The sequence below is a fragment of the Rhizobium binae genome (genome assembly GCF_017357225.1).
GTDB classification, from domain to species: domain Bacteria; phylum Pseudomonadota; class Alphaproteobacteria; order Rhizobiales; family Rhizobiaceae; genus Rhizobium; species Rhizobium binae.
The window spans coordinates 12,941-27,314 of the sequence record NZ_CP071606.1; the positions used below are offsets into that span (position 1 = coordinate 12,941).

Annotated in this window: 12 protein-coding genes; 11 read left to right on the forward strand and 1 reads right to left on the reverse strand. The window is 60.1% G+C overall.

Translation table 11 applies throughout. The features are described 5' to 3' along the window. Window positions 1–18 precede the first annotated feature (18 nt). From J2J99_RS34520 to J2J99_RS24525, 10 genes are all read left to right on the forward strand, one after another. Complete coding sequence (locus J2J99_RS34520; RefSeq protein WP_281410841.1) at window positions 19–144, forward strand: hypothetical protein; 126 nt, start codon at window positions 19–21, stop codon at window positions 142–144. Window positions 145–167: 23 nt separating this feature from the next. After that, window positions 168–590: a hypothetical protein gene (locus tag J2J99_RS24485; RefSeq protein WP_168297474.1), complete on the forward strand. Its 423-nt coding sequence runs from the start codon at window positions 168–170 to the stop codon at window positions 588–590. A 176-nt stretch (window positions 591–766) separates the two neighbouring features. Then, the gene (locus J2J99_RS24490) at window positions 767–1,549 is read left to right on the forward strand and encodes a DUF2092 domain-containing protein (RefSeq protein ID WP_168297473.1); all 783 of its coding nucleotides are present in this window, start codon (window positions 767–769) and stop codon (window positions 1,547–1,549) included. 52 nt (window positions 1,550–1,601) lie between these two features. After that, window positions 1,602–1,820 (forward strand): hypothetical protein, encoded by a 219-nt coding sequence (locus tag J2J99_RS24495; RefSeq protein ID WP_168297472.1) that lies wholly within the window; start codon window positions 1,602–1,604, stop codon window positions 1,818–1,820. 154 nt (window positions 1,821–1,974) lie between these two features. Beyond that, window positions 1,975–4,404 carry an arylsulfatase gene (locus J2J99_RS24500; RefSeq protein ID WP_246763163.1) on the forward strand — a complete coding sequence of 810 codons (2,430 nt, stop codon included), beginning with the start codon at window positions 1,975–1,977 and terminating at the stop codon, window positions 4,402–4,404. A gap of 82 nt (window positions 4,405–4,486) precedes the next feature. Next, window positions 4,487–6,721 carry a mechanosensitive ion channel family protein gene (locus J2J99_RS24505; RefSeq protein WP_168297471.1) on the forward strand — a complete coding sequence of 745 codons (2,235 nt, stop codon included), beginning with the start codon at window positions 4,487–4,489 and terminating at the stop codon, window positions 6,719–6,721. Window positions 6,722–7,145: 424 nt separating this feature from the next. After that, window positions 7,146–9,296, forward strand: coding sequence for a tetratricopeptide repeat protein (locus J2J99_RS24510; RefSeq protein WP_343229140.1), 2,151 nt, complete (start codon window positions 7,146–7,148; stop codon window positions 9,294–9,296). Window positions 9,297–9,478: 182 nt separating this feature from the next. After that, a complete protein-coding gene (locus J2J99_RS24515; RefSeq protein WP_168297469.1) occupies window positions 9,479–10,270 on the forward strand; it encodes a hypothetical protein in 792 nt (263 codons plus the stop codon). A 143-nt stretch (window positions 10,271–10,413) separates the two neighbouring features. Next, window positions 10,414–11,217 (forward strand): transporter, encoded by an 804-nt coding sequence (locus J2J99_RS24520; protein WP_425526068.1) that lies wholly within the window; start codon window positions 10,414–10,416, stop codon window positions 11,215–11,217. 243 nt (window positions 11,218–11,460) lie between these two features. Then, window positions 11,461–12,576, forward strand: coding sequence for an alpha/beta hydrolase (locus tag J2J99_RS24525; protein WP_246735373.1), 1,116 nt, complete (start codon window positions 11,461–11,463; stop codon window positions 12,574–12,576). A gap of 31 nt (window positions 12,577–12,607) precedes the next feature. On the opposite strand, the gene J2J99_RS24530 is transcribed toward J2J99_RS24525, so the two are convergent. Beyond that, complete coding sequence (locus J2J99_RS24530; protein ID WP_168297467.1) at window positions 12,608–13,519, reverse strand: dihydrodipicolinate synthase family protein; 912 nt, start codon at window positions 13,517–13,519, stop codon at window positions 12,608–12,610. Window positions 13,520–13,646: 127 nt separating this feature from the next. Between J2J99_RS24530 and J2J99_RS24535 the strand changes: the two genes are divergently transcribed. Further along, window positions 13,647–14,351, forward strand: a complete 705-nt coding sequence (locus tag J2J99_RS24535) for a GntR family transcriptional regulator (protein WP_168297466.1) — start codon at window positions 13,647–13,649, stop codon at window positions 14,349–14,351. The last annotated feature ends 23 nt before the right edge of the window (window positions 14,352–14,374 follow it).

Consider the following 14,374-nt stretch of genomic DNA (forward strand, 5'->3'; position numbering starts at 1 on the left):
CATTTTCGGGAGGCAGAGATGGACAGCCACAATCTTGCATCGACGCCACTATTGCGCCGGCGCGATACGGATTTTGCGACACTGGCGGCGGGAATAGCCGCGATGCTGGGGCTGCGGCCGAAACTCTGCCTGATACACACCTGAACCACGTTGTTGCGAGGAGGCCCATGATGCTGCGCTTGCTGCTCCGTGTCACCGCAGTCGCTGAGGGCGCGACAGGACTGGCATTCCTGCTCGTGCCGAATTTCCCAGTGCTGATCCTCCTGGGGCGACCGCTCGATAGCGCGCTTCCGGAATTGATCGGGCGTGTCGCGGGCGCAGCGCTGATCGCCTTGGGCGTGGCATGCTGGCAAGCGAGTGAGGACGAAGAGAGCCGCGCCGCGGCGGGCCTCGTCCTGTCGCTGTTGATCTACGATGTCATCGCGGCGGCGCTGCTGGCCTATGCCTATTTCGGGCTTGCCCTGTCTGGCGTCGGGCTTTGGGTGGCGCTTGTCGGCCACGTCGTGCTGACGCTCTGGTGCGTTGCAGGGCTTCGCAAACAGCGTTTCGCTGCGAAGGGGACGGCAGGAGACCACGACCATGGCGGGTGACCTAACGAGCGCCGCGATGTCGGCGGGGCGATCGCAGCCGGCCACGCCGAAGTAGGCCGACAAAGCCGAGTTCGAAGCCGCAGTGAAGGCCGCAGGCGACAACTCAAGACAAGCATCTGATTTCTATTGGGCCAGCACAATAGGCTCAGGCGAAACGCAACAAGGGGAGAACGAAAATGATACTTCCGGTTAGACTGACTTTCTGCTGCGCCGCTTTCGCGGCATCGTTGGCGGTCGCCGCTACGACGACCACTCCCGCCCGCGCTGAAGGCGACGACGCGGAGAAGATCCTGAAAGCGATGTCGGATTATCTGGCGGCGCAGAAGAACCTTTCGGTTGCCTTCGATTCATCGATCGAGGTGGTTACGCCGCAAATGGAGAAAATCCAGTTCGACAATTCGGGCAGCCTGCACCTGGTTCGTCCAGACAAGATCCACGCGACCCGCACCGGCGGCTATTCCGACGTCGAGATGGTCTTCGACGGCAAGACATTCACCGTGTTCGGCAAAAACATTGACGGCTATATCAAGCTGCCCGCGGCCGGCACCGTCGACCAGCTCATCGACATGCTGCGGGATCGCGGCCGCGCTTTGCCCGGCGCAGATCTGCTCCTCTCCGATGTCTACAGCACACTGTCGAAAGAGATCATCGACGCCAAGCATATCGGCGAGGGCGTCGTCGGTGGCATCGAATGCGAACACCTTGCCTTCCGCCAGCAGGACACGGACTGGCAGCTTTGGGTTCGCGCCGGCTCCGATCCAATCCCCTGCAAGATGGTCGTGACCAGCAAAGCGGTCGGACAAGCTCCCCAATACACGCTCACCATCCGCGACTGGAAGACCGACGTGCCGGTCGACGATGCCGCGTTCACCTTCAAGCCGCCCGCAGGGGCAAAGGAGGTCTCGGCGGACATGTTCGCCGAGATGGACGAACTCCCGCCAAGTGGGCCGGCGAAGTGAAGGTCGGCCTGAACGCAACCGCGTACCAACATAGATCAGCAAGGATTGTATCATGACCAGATTAGTCCGAGCCTTCGTGCTCACAGCCGCAGCACTCGCCGCCGGCTTTTCCGGCCTCCTATGGAACGAAGAACTGGTCGTCCGTGGCAGGCGCGCGAGCTTCGTGACTGAAGCGCAGGCCATCATCGGCAGGCCTCTCACGCCAGTCAGCTACGCCGGCGTCGCCCGTCGCACGGTGCGCCGCTGCGCGGCGGGCGTCTACTACTGCTGAATTCAGTCGTCGGAACCCGCCTGGCGGCGCTCGCAGGTGCCGTCATCTCCTAGAGGGACCTCATTGCCGAGGAGCGAATGGAGCATAAGGAACCTCGATATGAGCCCGCCCAAGGGCCGCAACTCCACCGGCAAAAGCCGTCACGAAGGGAGGAATGAACATGCCTGGAATTGTTCTCAAAGTGACCGTTCGCATCGTCGCATTGGTTGCGGCGCTGCTGTCCAGCGCGGTATTGGCTTCTGCACAACAGGTCACCGGCACGCCCGGCTCGCCGAGTGCCACGACAACGGTCGACGGGCGGTATCTGCCCAATCCGCCAGCGTCGTTCGGCGGCGAAATCGGATTGAGCTCAAAGGATTCGAAGCCCTATTGGCAGCCGAACATCGTGCCGCCCAAGGGTGCTCCGAACATTCTCCTCATCATGACCGACGATGCCGGATATGGCGTGTCCAGCACCTTCGGCGGTGTGATTCCGACGCCAACGCTCGACCAGGTGGCGGCCGACGGCCTGCGCTACACGCAGTTCCATTCCACCGCCCTCTGTTCCCCGACCCGCGCTGCGTTGATCACCGGCCGCAACCACCATTCGGTGGGCGCCGGTGTAGTGCTCGAACAGGCCACTGGCTACCCCGGCTATGATGGCGTCATAGGGGTCGACAACGGCACGATTGGCGAAATTCTGAGGCAGAACGGCTATGCCACCTCCTGGTTCGGAAAGAACCATAACACGCCGAGCTATCAGTACAGCGATGCCGGTCCGTTCGATCAGTGGCCTATCGGCATGGGCTTTGAATATTTCTACGGGTTCATGGGTGGCGAAGCGGACCAGCATCGTCCGTTCCTGTTCCGCAATACCAACCAGATCGCTCCGTGGGAGCAGAATCCCGACTTCAATCTGATCACCGGCATGGCGGACGATGCCGTTGACCACCTGAAGAAACTCAACGCTCAGGCGCCGGAGAAACCATTCTTTGTCTACTATGTGCCAGGCGCCTCGCACGCGCCTCATCAACCAACGCAGGAATGGGTGGACAAGATCCACGCCATGCACCTGTTCGACGGCGGATGGAACAAGTTGCGGGAGACCATTTTCGCCAACCAGCAGCGGCTTGGAGTTGTCCCAAAGGACACCCAACTTACGCCTTGGCCGCAAGATTTGCTGAAGAACTGGGATCAACTGACGGCGGATGAACAGAAACTCTTTATCCGGCAGGCTGAGGTGTTCGCCGCCTACGTGGCCTATACCGATCATGAGATCGGCCGCGTGATCCAGGCGGTCAAGGACATGGGCAAGCTCGACAACACGCTTATCATCTATATCGAAGGTGACAACGGTACGAGTTCCGAGGGCACGCCCAACGGCACCCCATTCGATTTGGCCGCCCTCCAAGGCATTCCAATCCCGGTCGCCGATCAGATGAAGTTCTACGACGCCTGGGGCACGGCGGCCACCCAGCCGCACATGGCGGTGGGCTGGGCCTGGGCCTTTGATACGCCGTTCAAATGGGTGAAGCAGGTGGCCTCGCACTTCGGCGGCACGCGGCAGGGCATGGCGATTTCATGGCCAGGCCACATTGCAGACCTCGGCGGCATCCGCCCGCAGTTTCATCACATGATCGATATCGTGCCGACGATCCTCGAGGTGACAGGAATCCCTGCACCGCAGATGCTGAATGGCGTTGCACAGAAGCCCATCGAGGGGATCAGCATGGCCTATACCTTCGACAAAGCAAATGCAAACGCACCGTCGAAACGCGATACGCAATATTTCGAGATATTCGGCAATCGCGCCATCTATCATGATGGCTGGCTGGCGGCGACGACTCCGCCGGAAGGCCCATGGTTCATGGGTACCAAGGCGATGCCCGATGTACTGAGTTACAAGTGGGAACTCTATAACATCGCCAAGGACTACTCCGAGAACAACGATCTGGCGGGGCAGATGCCCGACAAGCTCAAGGAGATGCAGGAACGGTTCCTGATCCAGGCGGAGAAGTACGGCGTCCTGCCGCTGGATAACAGCGTTCTTCCGCGCGTACTGTCGCCGAAACCGAGCTATGTGGCGGGCCGGGACTTCTTCGTCTACTCGGCCGAGTTGTCCGGTATTGCTTCAAGCAATGCGCCCAACATTCTGGCGCGAGACTTCACGATTACAGCCGACGTCGAGGTGCCCGCCGATGGCAGCGGGATGATCGTGACCAATGGAGGGAAGTTCGGCGGCTTTGGGTTTTATCTCGTCAGCGGCAAGCCGATTTTCACCTACAACCTGCTGAGCCTGGCCAAATTCCGTTGGGAAGGTGCCACGGCACTCGCAGCGGGAAAACATACCATTGCTTTTGACTTCAAGTATGATGGCCCTGGCATTGGGAAAGGCGGGACCGGCACTCTGACGGTCGATGGCCAGCAGGTTGCCACCCAGCAGATTCCGCACACCATTCCGGCCATCATGAGCTTAGACGAGACGTTTGACCTCGGCGTGGACACGCGCACGGGCGTGAACGACAGCGACTACCAGGTGCCGTTCAAGTTCAACGGCACGCTTGAGAAAGTCTCGGTCAAACTCGGACCGTCGCAGATGCAGTAACGCCTAAGCTGAGGCTGCTTTCCCAGGAAGCAGCCTCTCTGTCGGAGAGATCTGATCCGAAGTTGCCTCAGGAAAAATATCGATGAGGACAAGCCTACTCCAGAGAACTATGCTTTGCCTATGCCTGCTGCTGTTCACCGCACAGGTGAGCAGTTACGCGCAAAATGCGCAGACCAGCTCGCCTTCCTCAACGGTCGCACTTTCGAAAGAGCAGCTCGATCAACTTGTCACCGACGTCAGCGACGCTGTGATCCGCAAGCTGGCGGACAAACCAGTAGCTTCCTCGACACAATCCCACCCGGTCTCTGTCTTGCCGGAAAAATCTGCGAGCATTCTGGAGCAAGACTTGGATACAGGAACAAGTCGATTCTTTCACCGCCTGATTGCCGTTATCACCGCGCTTCCTCAGCTGCCTCAGGTCTTTTCCAGCACTTTCGATCAACTCGATGACACGAACTCTGATGGCCGCGATGCCGGGAGTTTTCTGTCGCTGGTTTTGGTCGCCATAGGCACCGCCATCTTCCTACAATTTGTGGTCATCAGCTTCGGTAGCCAGATCCTGAATCATAGACTTTCCGCGGACGAGCCCCCGACGCTCATGACTTTCGGCTTGATCGCGCTCGTGAATGTTTTGGCTTTCAGCACGGCGTGGATTGTCTGCGATCTTGCCAAGGGCACCTGGTTTGCCGGAATGGGAATTGAGGCGCGCGTCGGCAAGCTCCTCCTTAACGTGGTGCTCCAACTGAGCTTCTATGGGCATGTGATACTGGTCTGGTTTCGGCCGCGGAGACCGTCCCTGCGTATCGTTGCACTCGATGACGATACGAACCGGGTGACATCTGTTTTTTTGGCAATAACCATTGCGGCGAACGCCCTTCGGAGCTGGATCTTGGTGCCAATGGCCGCAGGAGTTTCCTCTGACGCCATTGCGGCGGGTCTCCTGATCAATGCGCTATCGTTCGCAGCGGTTCTCACCTGGTGCGTCATTCATTGGCGTCGGGCGATCGGAAAATTGGTCGCAACGAGCCTCGGATGGTGGAAAAGCGGACAAGAGCAGGAACGAATCGTTGAAGGCTGGTTATTTGTCGCGCTTCCGCTGATCGCTCTCCGAAGCCTCGTGGATGTCTACGGTGCCGTGGAAGGGCACCATGTCGAGATGACCGCCATCAACGTAGTCATCGGGGTCATCCTCGCCGAGTCTCTCTTTAAGTTTTTCCAGCGCAGGCTCGCGGCGGCAGCGGCTAAGGACTCTACCGTAGCCCCGTCGCGCCACTTTTACAGCGTTCTCATCCGCGCCGCGCGTCTTGTTATCATCATCAGCGCGGTGATCTATGTCTTGCACATCTGGCTCGGAGAGGCTTTGGGCATCTTCACGCCGGCGCAGTGGAACAGCTGGAAGAAAGCATTGGTAAGGGCCGGTGTCGTCGCATTGGTCGCGTATATCGCTTGGGAAGCGATGAGATATATTGTTGGCAAATACATGGACACCGCAACACTTCCGCCCCAGACAGCCGACGCAAGCCTTTCCTCCTCGGTGCGAATGCGGTCATCCCGCATACTAACGCTTATGCCAGTCGTACGGGTGACCCTCAGCGTGCTGATCGTGATTGTCACAACGCTGATGGTCCTTTCGGAACTTGGCGTCAACACAGCCCCTCTTATCGCCAGCGCTTCGATATTTGGTCTTGCTGTTTCGTTCGGCAGCCAATCGCTGGTGCGCGATATTGTCTCAGGCATTTTTTACCTTGCAGACGACGCTTTCCGGGTTGGAGAATACATTGATTGCAACAAAGTAAAGGGGACGGTCGAAGGCTTCACGCTGCGCTCGGTGCGGCTCAGGCATCAAAGCGGTCAGCTTCACACCGTCCCGTTTGGACAGCTTGGCCAGATCACCAACTTTAGCCGCGACTGGTCCACGGTCAAATTCCAGATCAATTTCGCTCGTCACACGGACCTCGAGAGACTTCGCATGATCACCAAGAGCGTCGGAATCGAACTGATGGACAACCCGGACTATAAGGATGCCATCCTTGAGCCCCTCAAGTTGAAGGGCATTTCCGACATTACCGAAAACGCGCTGGTGGTCAATTTCAAGCTTGTCATTCGCGCCGACAGCGCAAGTGGTATCGAAGCCGACGCCAAGTGGCAAATCCTCGAAGCCTGTCGCAGAGAAGGAATAGAACTCTCCTCCTCGCTGCCAAGTTCAGCTCAACTCAAACGCGATTCAGCCGATGATCGGTCAATGGCTGTCGCGACGCAACAATCGGGCGAAACCGATGTGAACACTGCACCGGACCGACAGCGCGCCGCGTCATAGGCCGGGGTCGCGTGGTTCGATCTGTTAGGGCGGCAGGCATTTGCCATTGCCTACTCGCTTAGCGAATTTTGGCAGACCGCCGAACGTAACTGCGGGAGAGGAGGCGCAGGAATTGAGGAAGAGACGGTCCAACCGGAAGCCCGGTCAAGCAAAGCGCAGCCTTCCGAGCGCACCTCCTCCAACCGAGCCACCGGACCTATCAGTCCATACTACGGGCCGGTGGAAGATAGCAATTGCGGCCGCGGCAGCACTGATCGTGATCGTCGGCGGGTTTGCCAACTGGCTGGCGCGGGACGATGGACCGCGATCAACCGCCCTTGGATCCTCGTCCGCGAACGTCGTCTCCTTCGTTGGTAGCGAGAGGTGCGCTGGCTGCCACCAGGCCGAGGCAGAGCTGTGGCGTACCTCCCAGCACAAGCATGCCATGGACCATGCGACCGAGAAATCGGTGTTGGGCGATTTCCACGATGCCAGTTTCGACCATTTCGGCGTCAACTCCCGGTTCTTCCGCAAAGATGGAAAGCTCATGGTCGAGACCGACGGAGCCGACGGCAAACTTGCCGAATTCGAGGTCAAATACACATTCGGCATCGCGCCGCTGCAGCAATACCTGGTAGAATTTCCTGACGGCCGCATCCAGGCGCTGCCGCTTGCCTGGGACAGCCGGCCGACGGCGGTGGGTGGGCAGCGCTGGTTCCATCTCTATGCGGACGAACATATCGGTCATGACGACATCCTGCACTGGACAAAGCTCAACCAGAATTGGAACTTCATGTGCGCCGAGTGCCATTCGACCGGTATCCGCAAGAACTATGATGCGGCCGGTGATCGCTTCGCCACCGGTTGGGCCGAAATCAGCGTCGGTTGCGAGGCTTGCCACGGCATGGGCTCCCGTCACCTTGCCTGGGCGGGCGCCCGGCGGAGCTGGTGGCCGTTCGGCAGGGAGGAGGATCCTGAAAAGGGTCTCGTCGTCCGCTTCGACGAGCGCGAGGGGGTGAGTTGGACGCCGGACGCTGCGACCGGGTTGCCAACGCGCAGTTCGCCACCATTGGCCCTGCGCAAAGAGGTCGAGACATGCGGCCTCTGCCATGCGCGGCGCAGCCAGTTCTCGGAGGATTGGATGCCGGGATCGTTCCTCTCCGATACGCACCATGTTTCCGCCCTCGATCGCTCGCTGTTTCATGCCGACGGGCAGATGCGCGACATGGAGGAGACCTACAACTATGCGCCTTTCAAGCAGAGCAGGATGTTTGCGCACGGCGTCACCTGCAGCGATTGCCATGATCCGCACAGTGCGACGCTGCGTGCGCCCCAAGACGGCGTCTGCGGGCAGTGTCACGCGCCGCAAAGATACGAAACCGCCGCACACCGCCACCATGATGAGTCGAACGCGCCGCTCGCCTGTGCCTCCTGCCACATGCCGGCGCGGACCTACATGGTGATCGACCAGCGGCACGACCACAGTTTCCGCATTCCCCGTCCGGACCTTTCCACCAAGCTCGGCACACCGAATGCTTGCAACGATTGCCACAAGGATAAATCCGCCGAATGGGCGGCCGCTGCGGTCGGAGGCTGGTTCGGGCCGAACCGCAAAGGCTTTCAGAACTATGCCGAGGCGTTCAATGCGGCCTGGACGGAACAGGCAGACGCCGAAAAGCTTCTCTCCGCAGTCGCGCGCGATCCGGCAGCCTCACCGTTCGTGCACGCCAGCGCCCTGGCCGAGTTGAACGCCTATCTGTCCGGCGCCAACGTTGAACTGGCGCGGTCCGGCCTAGCCGATCGCGATCCAATGGTGCGCATCGGCGCGCTCGACATGCTGGAAGGCGCCCCGGCCGACGAGCTCTGGCCGATTATCTCGCCACTGCTTTCGGATCCGGTCGGCGACGTGCGCCTCAGGGCCGTATCGCTGTTGGCCTCGGTTCCCACAGCGAGCCAGCCGGCGGCCGATCGCGCACGCTTCGACCAGGCAGCAGCCGAGTTCATCGCCGCCCAGCGTCTCAATGCTGACCGCCCCGAAGGGCGCAGCGCATTGGGAAGCTTCTTCGCCAAGCGCGGGATGGGCGCGGCGGCGGAAGGTGAATACCGGGCTGCGTTGCGCCTCAGCCCCGGATTCGCGCCGGCGGCAGTGAATCTGGCCGACCTCTACCGAGCGCTGGGGCGAGATCTGGATGGCGAGCAGGTGCTACGCGCAGTGGTGAAGGCGTCGCCCGAGGATGCCGGTCTTCGCTACGCACTCGGGCTTACTCTCATTCGGCTGGGCCGATCCGACGACGCATTCGACGAACTGCGTCAGGCAGCCATACTTGCGCCCGACCAGGCGCAATATGCCTTTGCCTATGCGGTTGCACTGCATTCGACCGGGCGTCGGGATGACGCGATCGCGATGCTCGAAACGAGCCTTGAGCGTCATCCGAATGACCGCGACACATTGCTGGCATTGGCAACGTTTAATCGGGACGCGCGGAATTTCGCCGCCGCGCTTGGATATGCCAAGCGGCTGCTTTCCCTTGTTCCGAATGATCCTAATATCCTTCGTCTTACCGAGGATCTGCGGCGGGCGCATTCTCCCGAATGAAATGCGACAGCGCACGCGATCGCGGATCGACAGTGTATCATCTGGCGAGTCGATCAGAGATCGGCTGCAATCAAAAGTTACTTAAGTACATTCGACTTTTCGGGCAGATTATTTATCAGCGAATCAAGAGAGGGGTCGCTCTTGGCGCTTATCAGTCGCCGATGAAGGGGGCGGAGACGATCATGAAGACTATTCTTGTACCTGCAGCTTTCCTTTGCGTGGGCCTTGCCGTTGCATCGCCGGGTTGGTCGGCGGACCTGACACCGCTGGCGCCGGAGGCGAAGGTGGTCGAAACCCCGAGCGGATGGTCGTTTACGGCCGCCCCATATTTCTGGGCTGCCGGGATTTCCGGAGATGTTGCGCAGTTCGGCCTGCCCGAGGTCCATATCGATTCCAGCTTTAGCGATCTCCTGCAGAATCTGGACTTCGCTTTCATGGGCGCGGGCGAAGCGCGATATGACCGCTACAGCGTCTTCGGCGACATTTTCTATGTCAAGCTTGGCGCAGATGCTAATACACGACGAGGTATCCTGGCCGACAGCGTCGATGTGACCTCAAAGGCGTTCGCCGGAATTGTCGGCGTCGGCTATTCAGTGCTCGAGGACCAGTCGGGGCATCTCGATCTGGTCGGCGGTGTGAGGGTCTGGTCGGCGGACACCAATATCGCGTTCAACGGCGGTATTCTGGATGGACGTGAAAGGGATGACAGCGCGACGTGGGTCGACGCTGTGGCTGGTGTGCGGGGCAACTATTTCTTCACGCCGCAATTCTATCTCACCGGATGGGGCCTTGTCGGCGGCGGTGGCGCGGATGTCGATTGGGACGTGGCGCTGGGGCTTGGCTATAAATTTAACAACGCAGTCTCCGCTATCGCAGGGTATCGGGCGACGGGCGTGAACTACAGCAACAATGACGGGTTTGTCTTCGACGCTGTCCTGCAGGGGCCGATTTTAGGGATAGCGGTTCACTTCTAGTAGGCCGTTGAGAACCAGGCTGGCGTGGAGGTCTGTAAGGAGTCGGACTTCCCGGCCAGGACGCAATCGCGGTTGCGTGAGGTTCTCGCCGTGGTGCGATTCCACGCGGATTCTATGACCCGTCATTGAAGTTGGAGGACGCAATGAAGGTTACTTTGGTCATGACGCTAATACCCTGCCTGACGATCGCGCCCACTGGTATCGCGCAGGCATGGGAGGCAGATACCGATCTTGCAAAGAAGCTGAGCAATCCTGTGGCGTCGCTGATCAGCGTGCCGTTCCAGTTCAATTATGATCACGGCTTCGGTCCCGACAACGGCAATCGCGAAACTCTCAATATCCAACCTGTCATCCCGTTCTCGCTGAACGAGAACTGGAATGTGATCTCTCGCACGATTGTGCCGGTGATCTGGCAGGACGACATTGCGGGTCCCTCCGGCAGCCAATTTGGGATCGGAGACACTACGCAGAGCTTCTTCTTCTCCCCCAAAGAGCCGACGGCTGGCGGGATCATCTGGGGCGCCGGACCCGCGTTCCTGCTGCCGACAGCAACGGACGACTTCCTGGGCAGCGGCAAGTTCGGCATCGGTCCGACCGCCGTGGTCCTCAAGCAGGAAGGCCCTTGGACCGTTGGGGCGCTCGCCAACCACATCTGGTCGGTTGCCGGCGAGGGGGATCGGCCCGACGTCAGTTCCACCTTCTTGCAGCCCTTCGTTTCCTATACGACATCCGACGCCTGGACCTTTACCCTCAACACCGAGAGCACCTACAATTGGGAAGACGAACAATGGTCTGTCCCGATCAACTTCCAGGTGTCGAAGCTCGTCAGGTTCGACAAGCAACCCGTCAGCTTCACGGCAGGCGCGCGCTACTGGGCCGCGGCCCCAGAAAACGGCCCAGAGGGATGGGGCTTCCGAGTGGCAATGACTTTTCTCTTTCCGAAATAAGGTCTCGATGGAGGGACCGGGGGGAAGTGCAGTGGGCATTCTGCATAGCGTCAGTAACTTCGTCCGGCGGCGTTATTCAAGGGGTGCCGGCGGCTCTTTCTTTACACCGCGCTCGCTTTGTCTTCCGGATGCGGCGGACATCCCAAAGACGTGCTGCTGCCTGTTGCGGACACCTCGCGCGGATCAAGCCGCGTGGACATGTTGATTGCGACGACGCGGGCGCTTTCCACCAATCGCGGCGAGATGTTCACCGGCGAAAGAGCCCTTGCTCCTGCCTTTGCCGACATCACCGTTTCAATTCCACCTGCGAGCGTGCGCAAGGTCGGCGACGTCGCATGGCCAAAACGGCTTCCGTCAAATCCGGCGACTGATTTTGCAACCCTGAAGGCGGATGAGCTCAGCCGGGAGCAGGCAAAGGCCTGGCTTAACGCCGCAGTCCGCAAAAGCCCCGACGGCAGCGCGTTCGTCTTCATCCACGGGTTCAACAACCGGTTCGAGGACTCCGTCTACCGCTTTGCGCAGATCGTCCACGATTCAGGCGTCCACAGCGCGCCCGTCCTCGTGACATGGCCGTCACGGGGCAGCCTGCTCGCCTATGGTTACGATCGCGAAAGCACCAACTATACGCGTAACGCCCTCGAGAAACTGTTTCAGTATCTGGCGGACGACAAGGAGATAAAGGAAGTCTCCATCCTTGCGCATTCGATGGGCAACTGGCTGGCCCTCGAAGGCCTGCGCCAAATGGCGATACGCAACGGCGGGCTGCCAGCGAAATTCAAGAACGTGATGCTTGCCGCTCCGGACGTCGACGTGGACGTGTTCCGCTCGGAGATCGTCGACATGGGCAAGCAGCATCCCCGCTTTACCTTGTTCGTATCGCGCGATGACCGCGCTCTTGCCTTCTCGCGCAGGATCTGGGGCGACATCCCCCGGCTTGGATCGATCGATCCGGAGCAGGCTCCCTACAAGGAGGAACTCGAAGCCAACAAGATCGCTGTGATCGACATGACCAAGGTGAAGGCTGGCGACAGTCTCCACCATAGCAAGTTCGCGGAATCGCCGGAGATCGTCCAGCTCATCGGCAGGCGTATTTCTGAAGGCCAGACGCTAACCGACAGCAGGGTGGGTCTCGGGGACCGCCTGATCGCCGGAACGACCGGAGCGGCTGCGGCCGCTGGCAGTGCCGCAGGTCTCATTCTCGCGGCCCCGGTGGCGGTCGGAAGGGAGCACGTCGCCTTCTCTAGCGATTTCCTTTGGGATCTGCCGCGAAGACAACCCACCGAAAACCGCTCAACCTGGCTGGAAAACAGCGAGCCGCATGACAGCATTCAGGCTTCGTCCTACCTTGGAGTTGTTTAGCGGGAAACCAGCGCTATGCCCTCTCTTTAGCTCAGGCGGCCTTGCCGATTTTCGACGGACGCGTGGCGGCCGCCTTCTCGACCATGGCGGTGACCTCCGCGCGCCGCGCGCCAGACAGCGGCAGGCGCGGCATGCGAACGCGTTCGGAACCGCGGCCCATGATCTGCTCGGCGAGCTTGATCGACTGCACGAGGTCATGCTCGGCATCGAGGTGCAGAAGTGGCATGAACCAGCGATAGATATCGCGGGCTTTTTCCCAATCGCCGCGTTCGGCGGCGGCAACGAGCTGCACGGATTCCTCCGGGAAGGCGCTGGTGAGGCCCGAGACCCAGCCCTTGGCGCCGAGCATCAGGCCTTCGAGCGCGACGTCGTCGAGGCCGGCGAAAAGATCGAAGCGGTCGCCGAATTCATTGATGAGGTCGGTGAAGCGACGCGGATCCGGCGCGCTTTCCTTGACGGCCTTGATATTCGGCACGTCGGCCAGCACCGTCAGCACGTCGACGCCGATATTGACGCGATAGGCCGGCGGGTTGTTGTAAAGCATGATCGGCAGCGAGGTCGCTTCGGCGACGGTGCGAAAATGCGCGATCAGCTCTTCCGACTTCGGCACATAGACCATGGCCGGCAGCAGCATCAACCCGTCGGCGCCGAGCTTTTCGGCGTCGCGGGCATAGGCGACGGCGCGGCGCGTGTCGAATTCGGAGACGCCCGTCACAACCGGAACGCGGCCGTTGACGACCTCGACGGCGGCTTTAAGGATCGTGCGCTTTTCATCGGGATCGAGCGAATTGTTCTCGCCGCATGTGCCCATGACGATCAGGCCGTTGACGCCGTCATTGACGAGCGCGTCCTGGACGCGCTGGGTCGAGGGCAAGTCCACCGAGAGATCTTCGTTGAATTGTGTCGTTACGGCGGGAAACACGCCCTTCCATCCTGTCGTCATCACTTGAACTCCATTAAAATCAGGAGTGTTATATACAAACTGTCGACAAGACTCAACCGGCTTTATGAGGACCGTTGCATAACCCGGCCGAAACGCAATAAAAGGCTTCAGGACAGAGGCGGGACATATGCAGAATGACACGGAAAATGTGCGGGTGCGCGGCTCGGGCACGCAGAGCGTTTATGTGACCCTGCGCCGGGAGATCCTGTCGATGGCTCTGGAACCTGGCAGTCCGCTCGATGAGGTGCGGCTGTCGGAGCGCTTTGGCATGTCGAGGACGCCCATCCGCGAAGCGCTGCTGCGGCTTGTCGCCGATGGGCTGGTCACGACCCTGCCGAACCGGAACACGATCGTCGCGCCGATCGATTTCGCCAGCCTGCCCACCTATTTCGAAGCGCTGACGCTGATGTACCGGGTGACGACGCGTGGGGCTGCCGAGCGGCGGAACGGCGAAATCATGAAATCGATCCGCCTGCATCAGAAGGATTTTGCCGATGCCGTCGCCGCGCGCGACGCTTATGCGATGATCGAGGCGAACCGTGAATTTCACGTGGCGATTGCAGAGCTAGCCGGCAATGCCTATTACACGGCCTTCTTTGCCAAACTGCTCGACGAGGGCCGGCGTATCCTTCGGCTCTATTATTCGACCTTCGACGACCGCCTGCCGCGCCAATATGTCGATGAACACGAGGAAATCATCGCTGCGATCGAGGCCGGCGACGCCGAGCAGGCCGACCGGCTGGCAATCGCCCATGCCAGCCAGATCGTCCGCCAGATCCAGGACTATCTCGCCCGCGACCTCGAAAGATCGGTAGCGATCAGCCTGTCCTGAAGCACGGATCAGGACAGAACAAA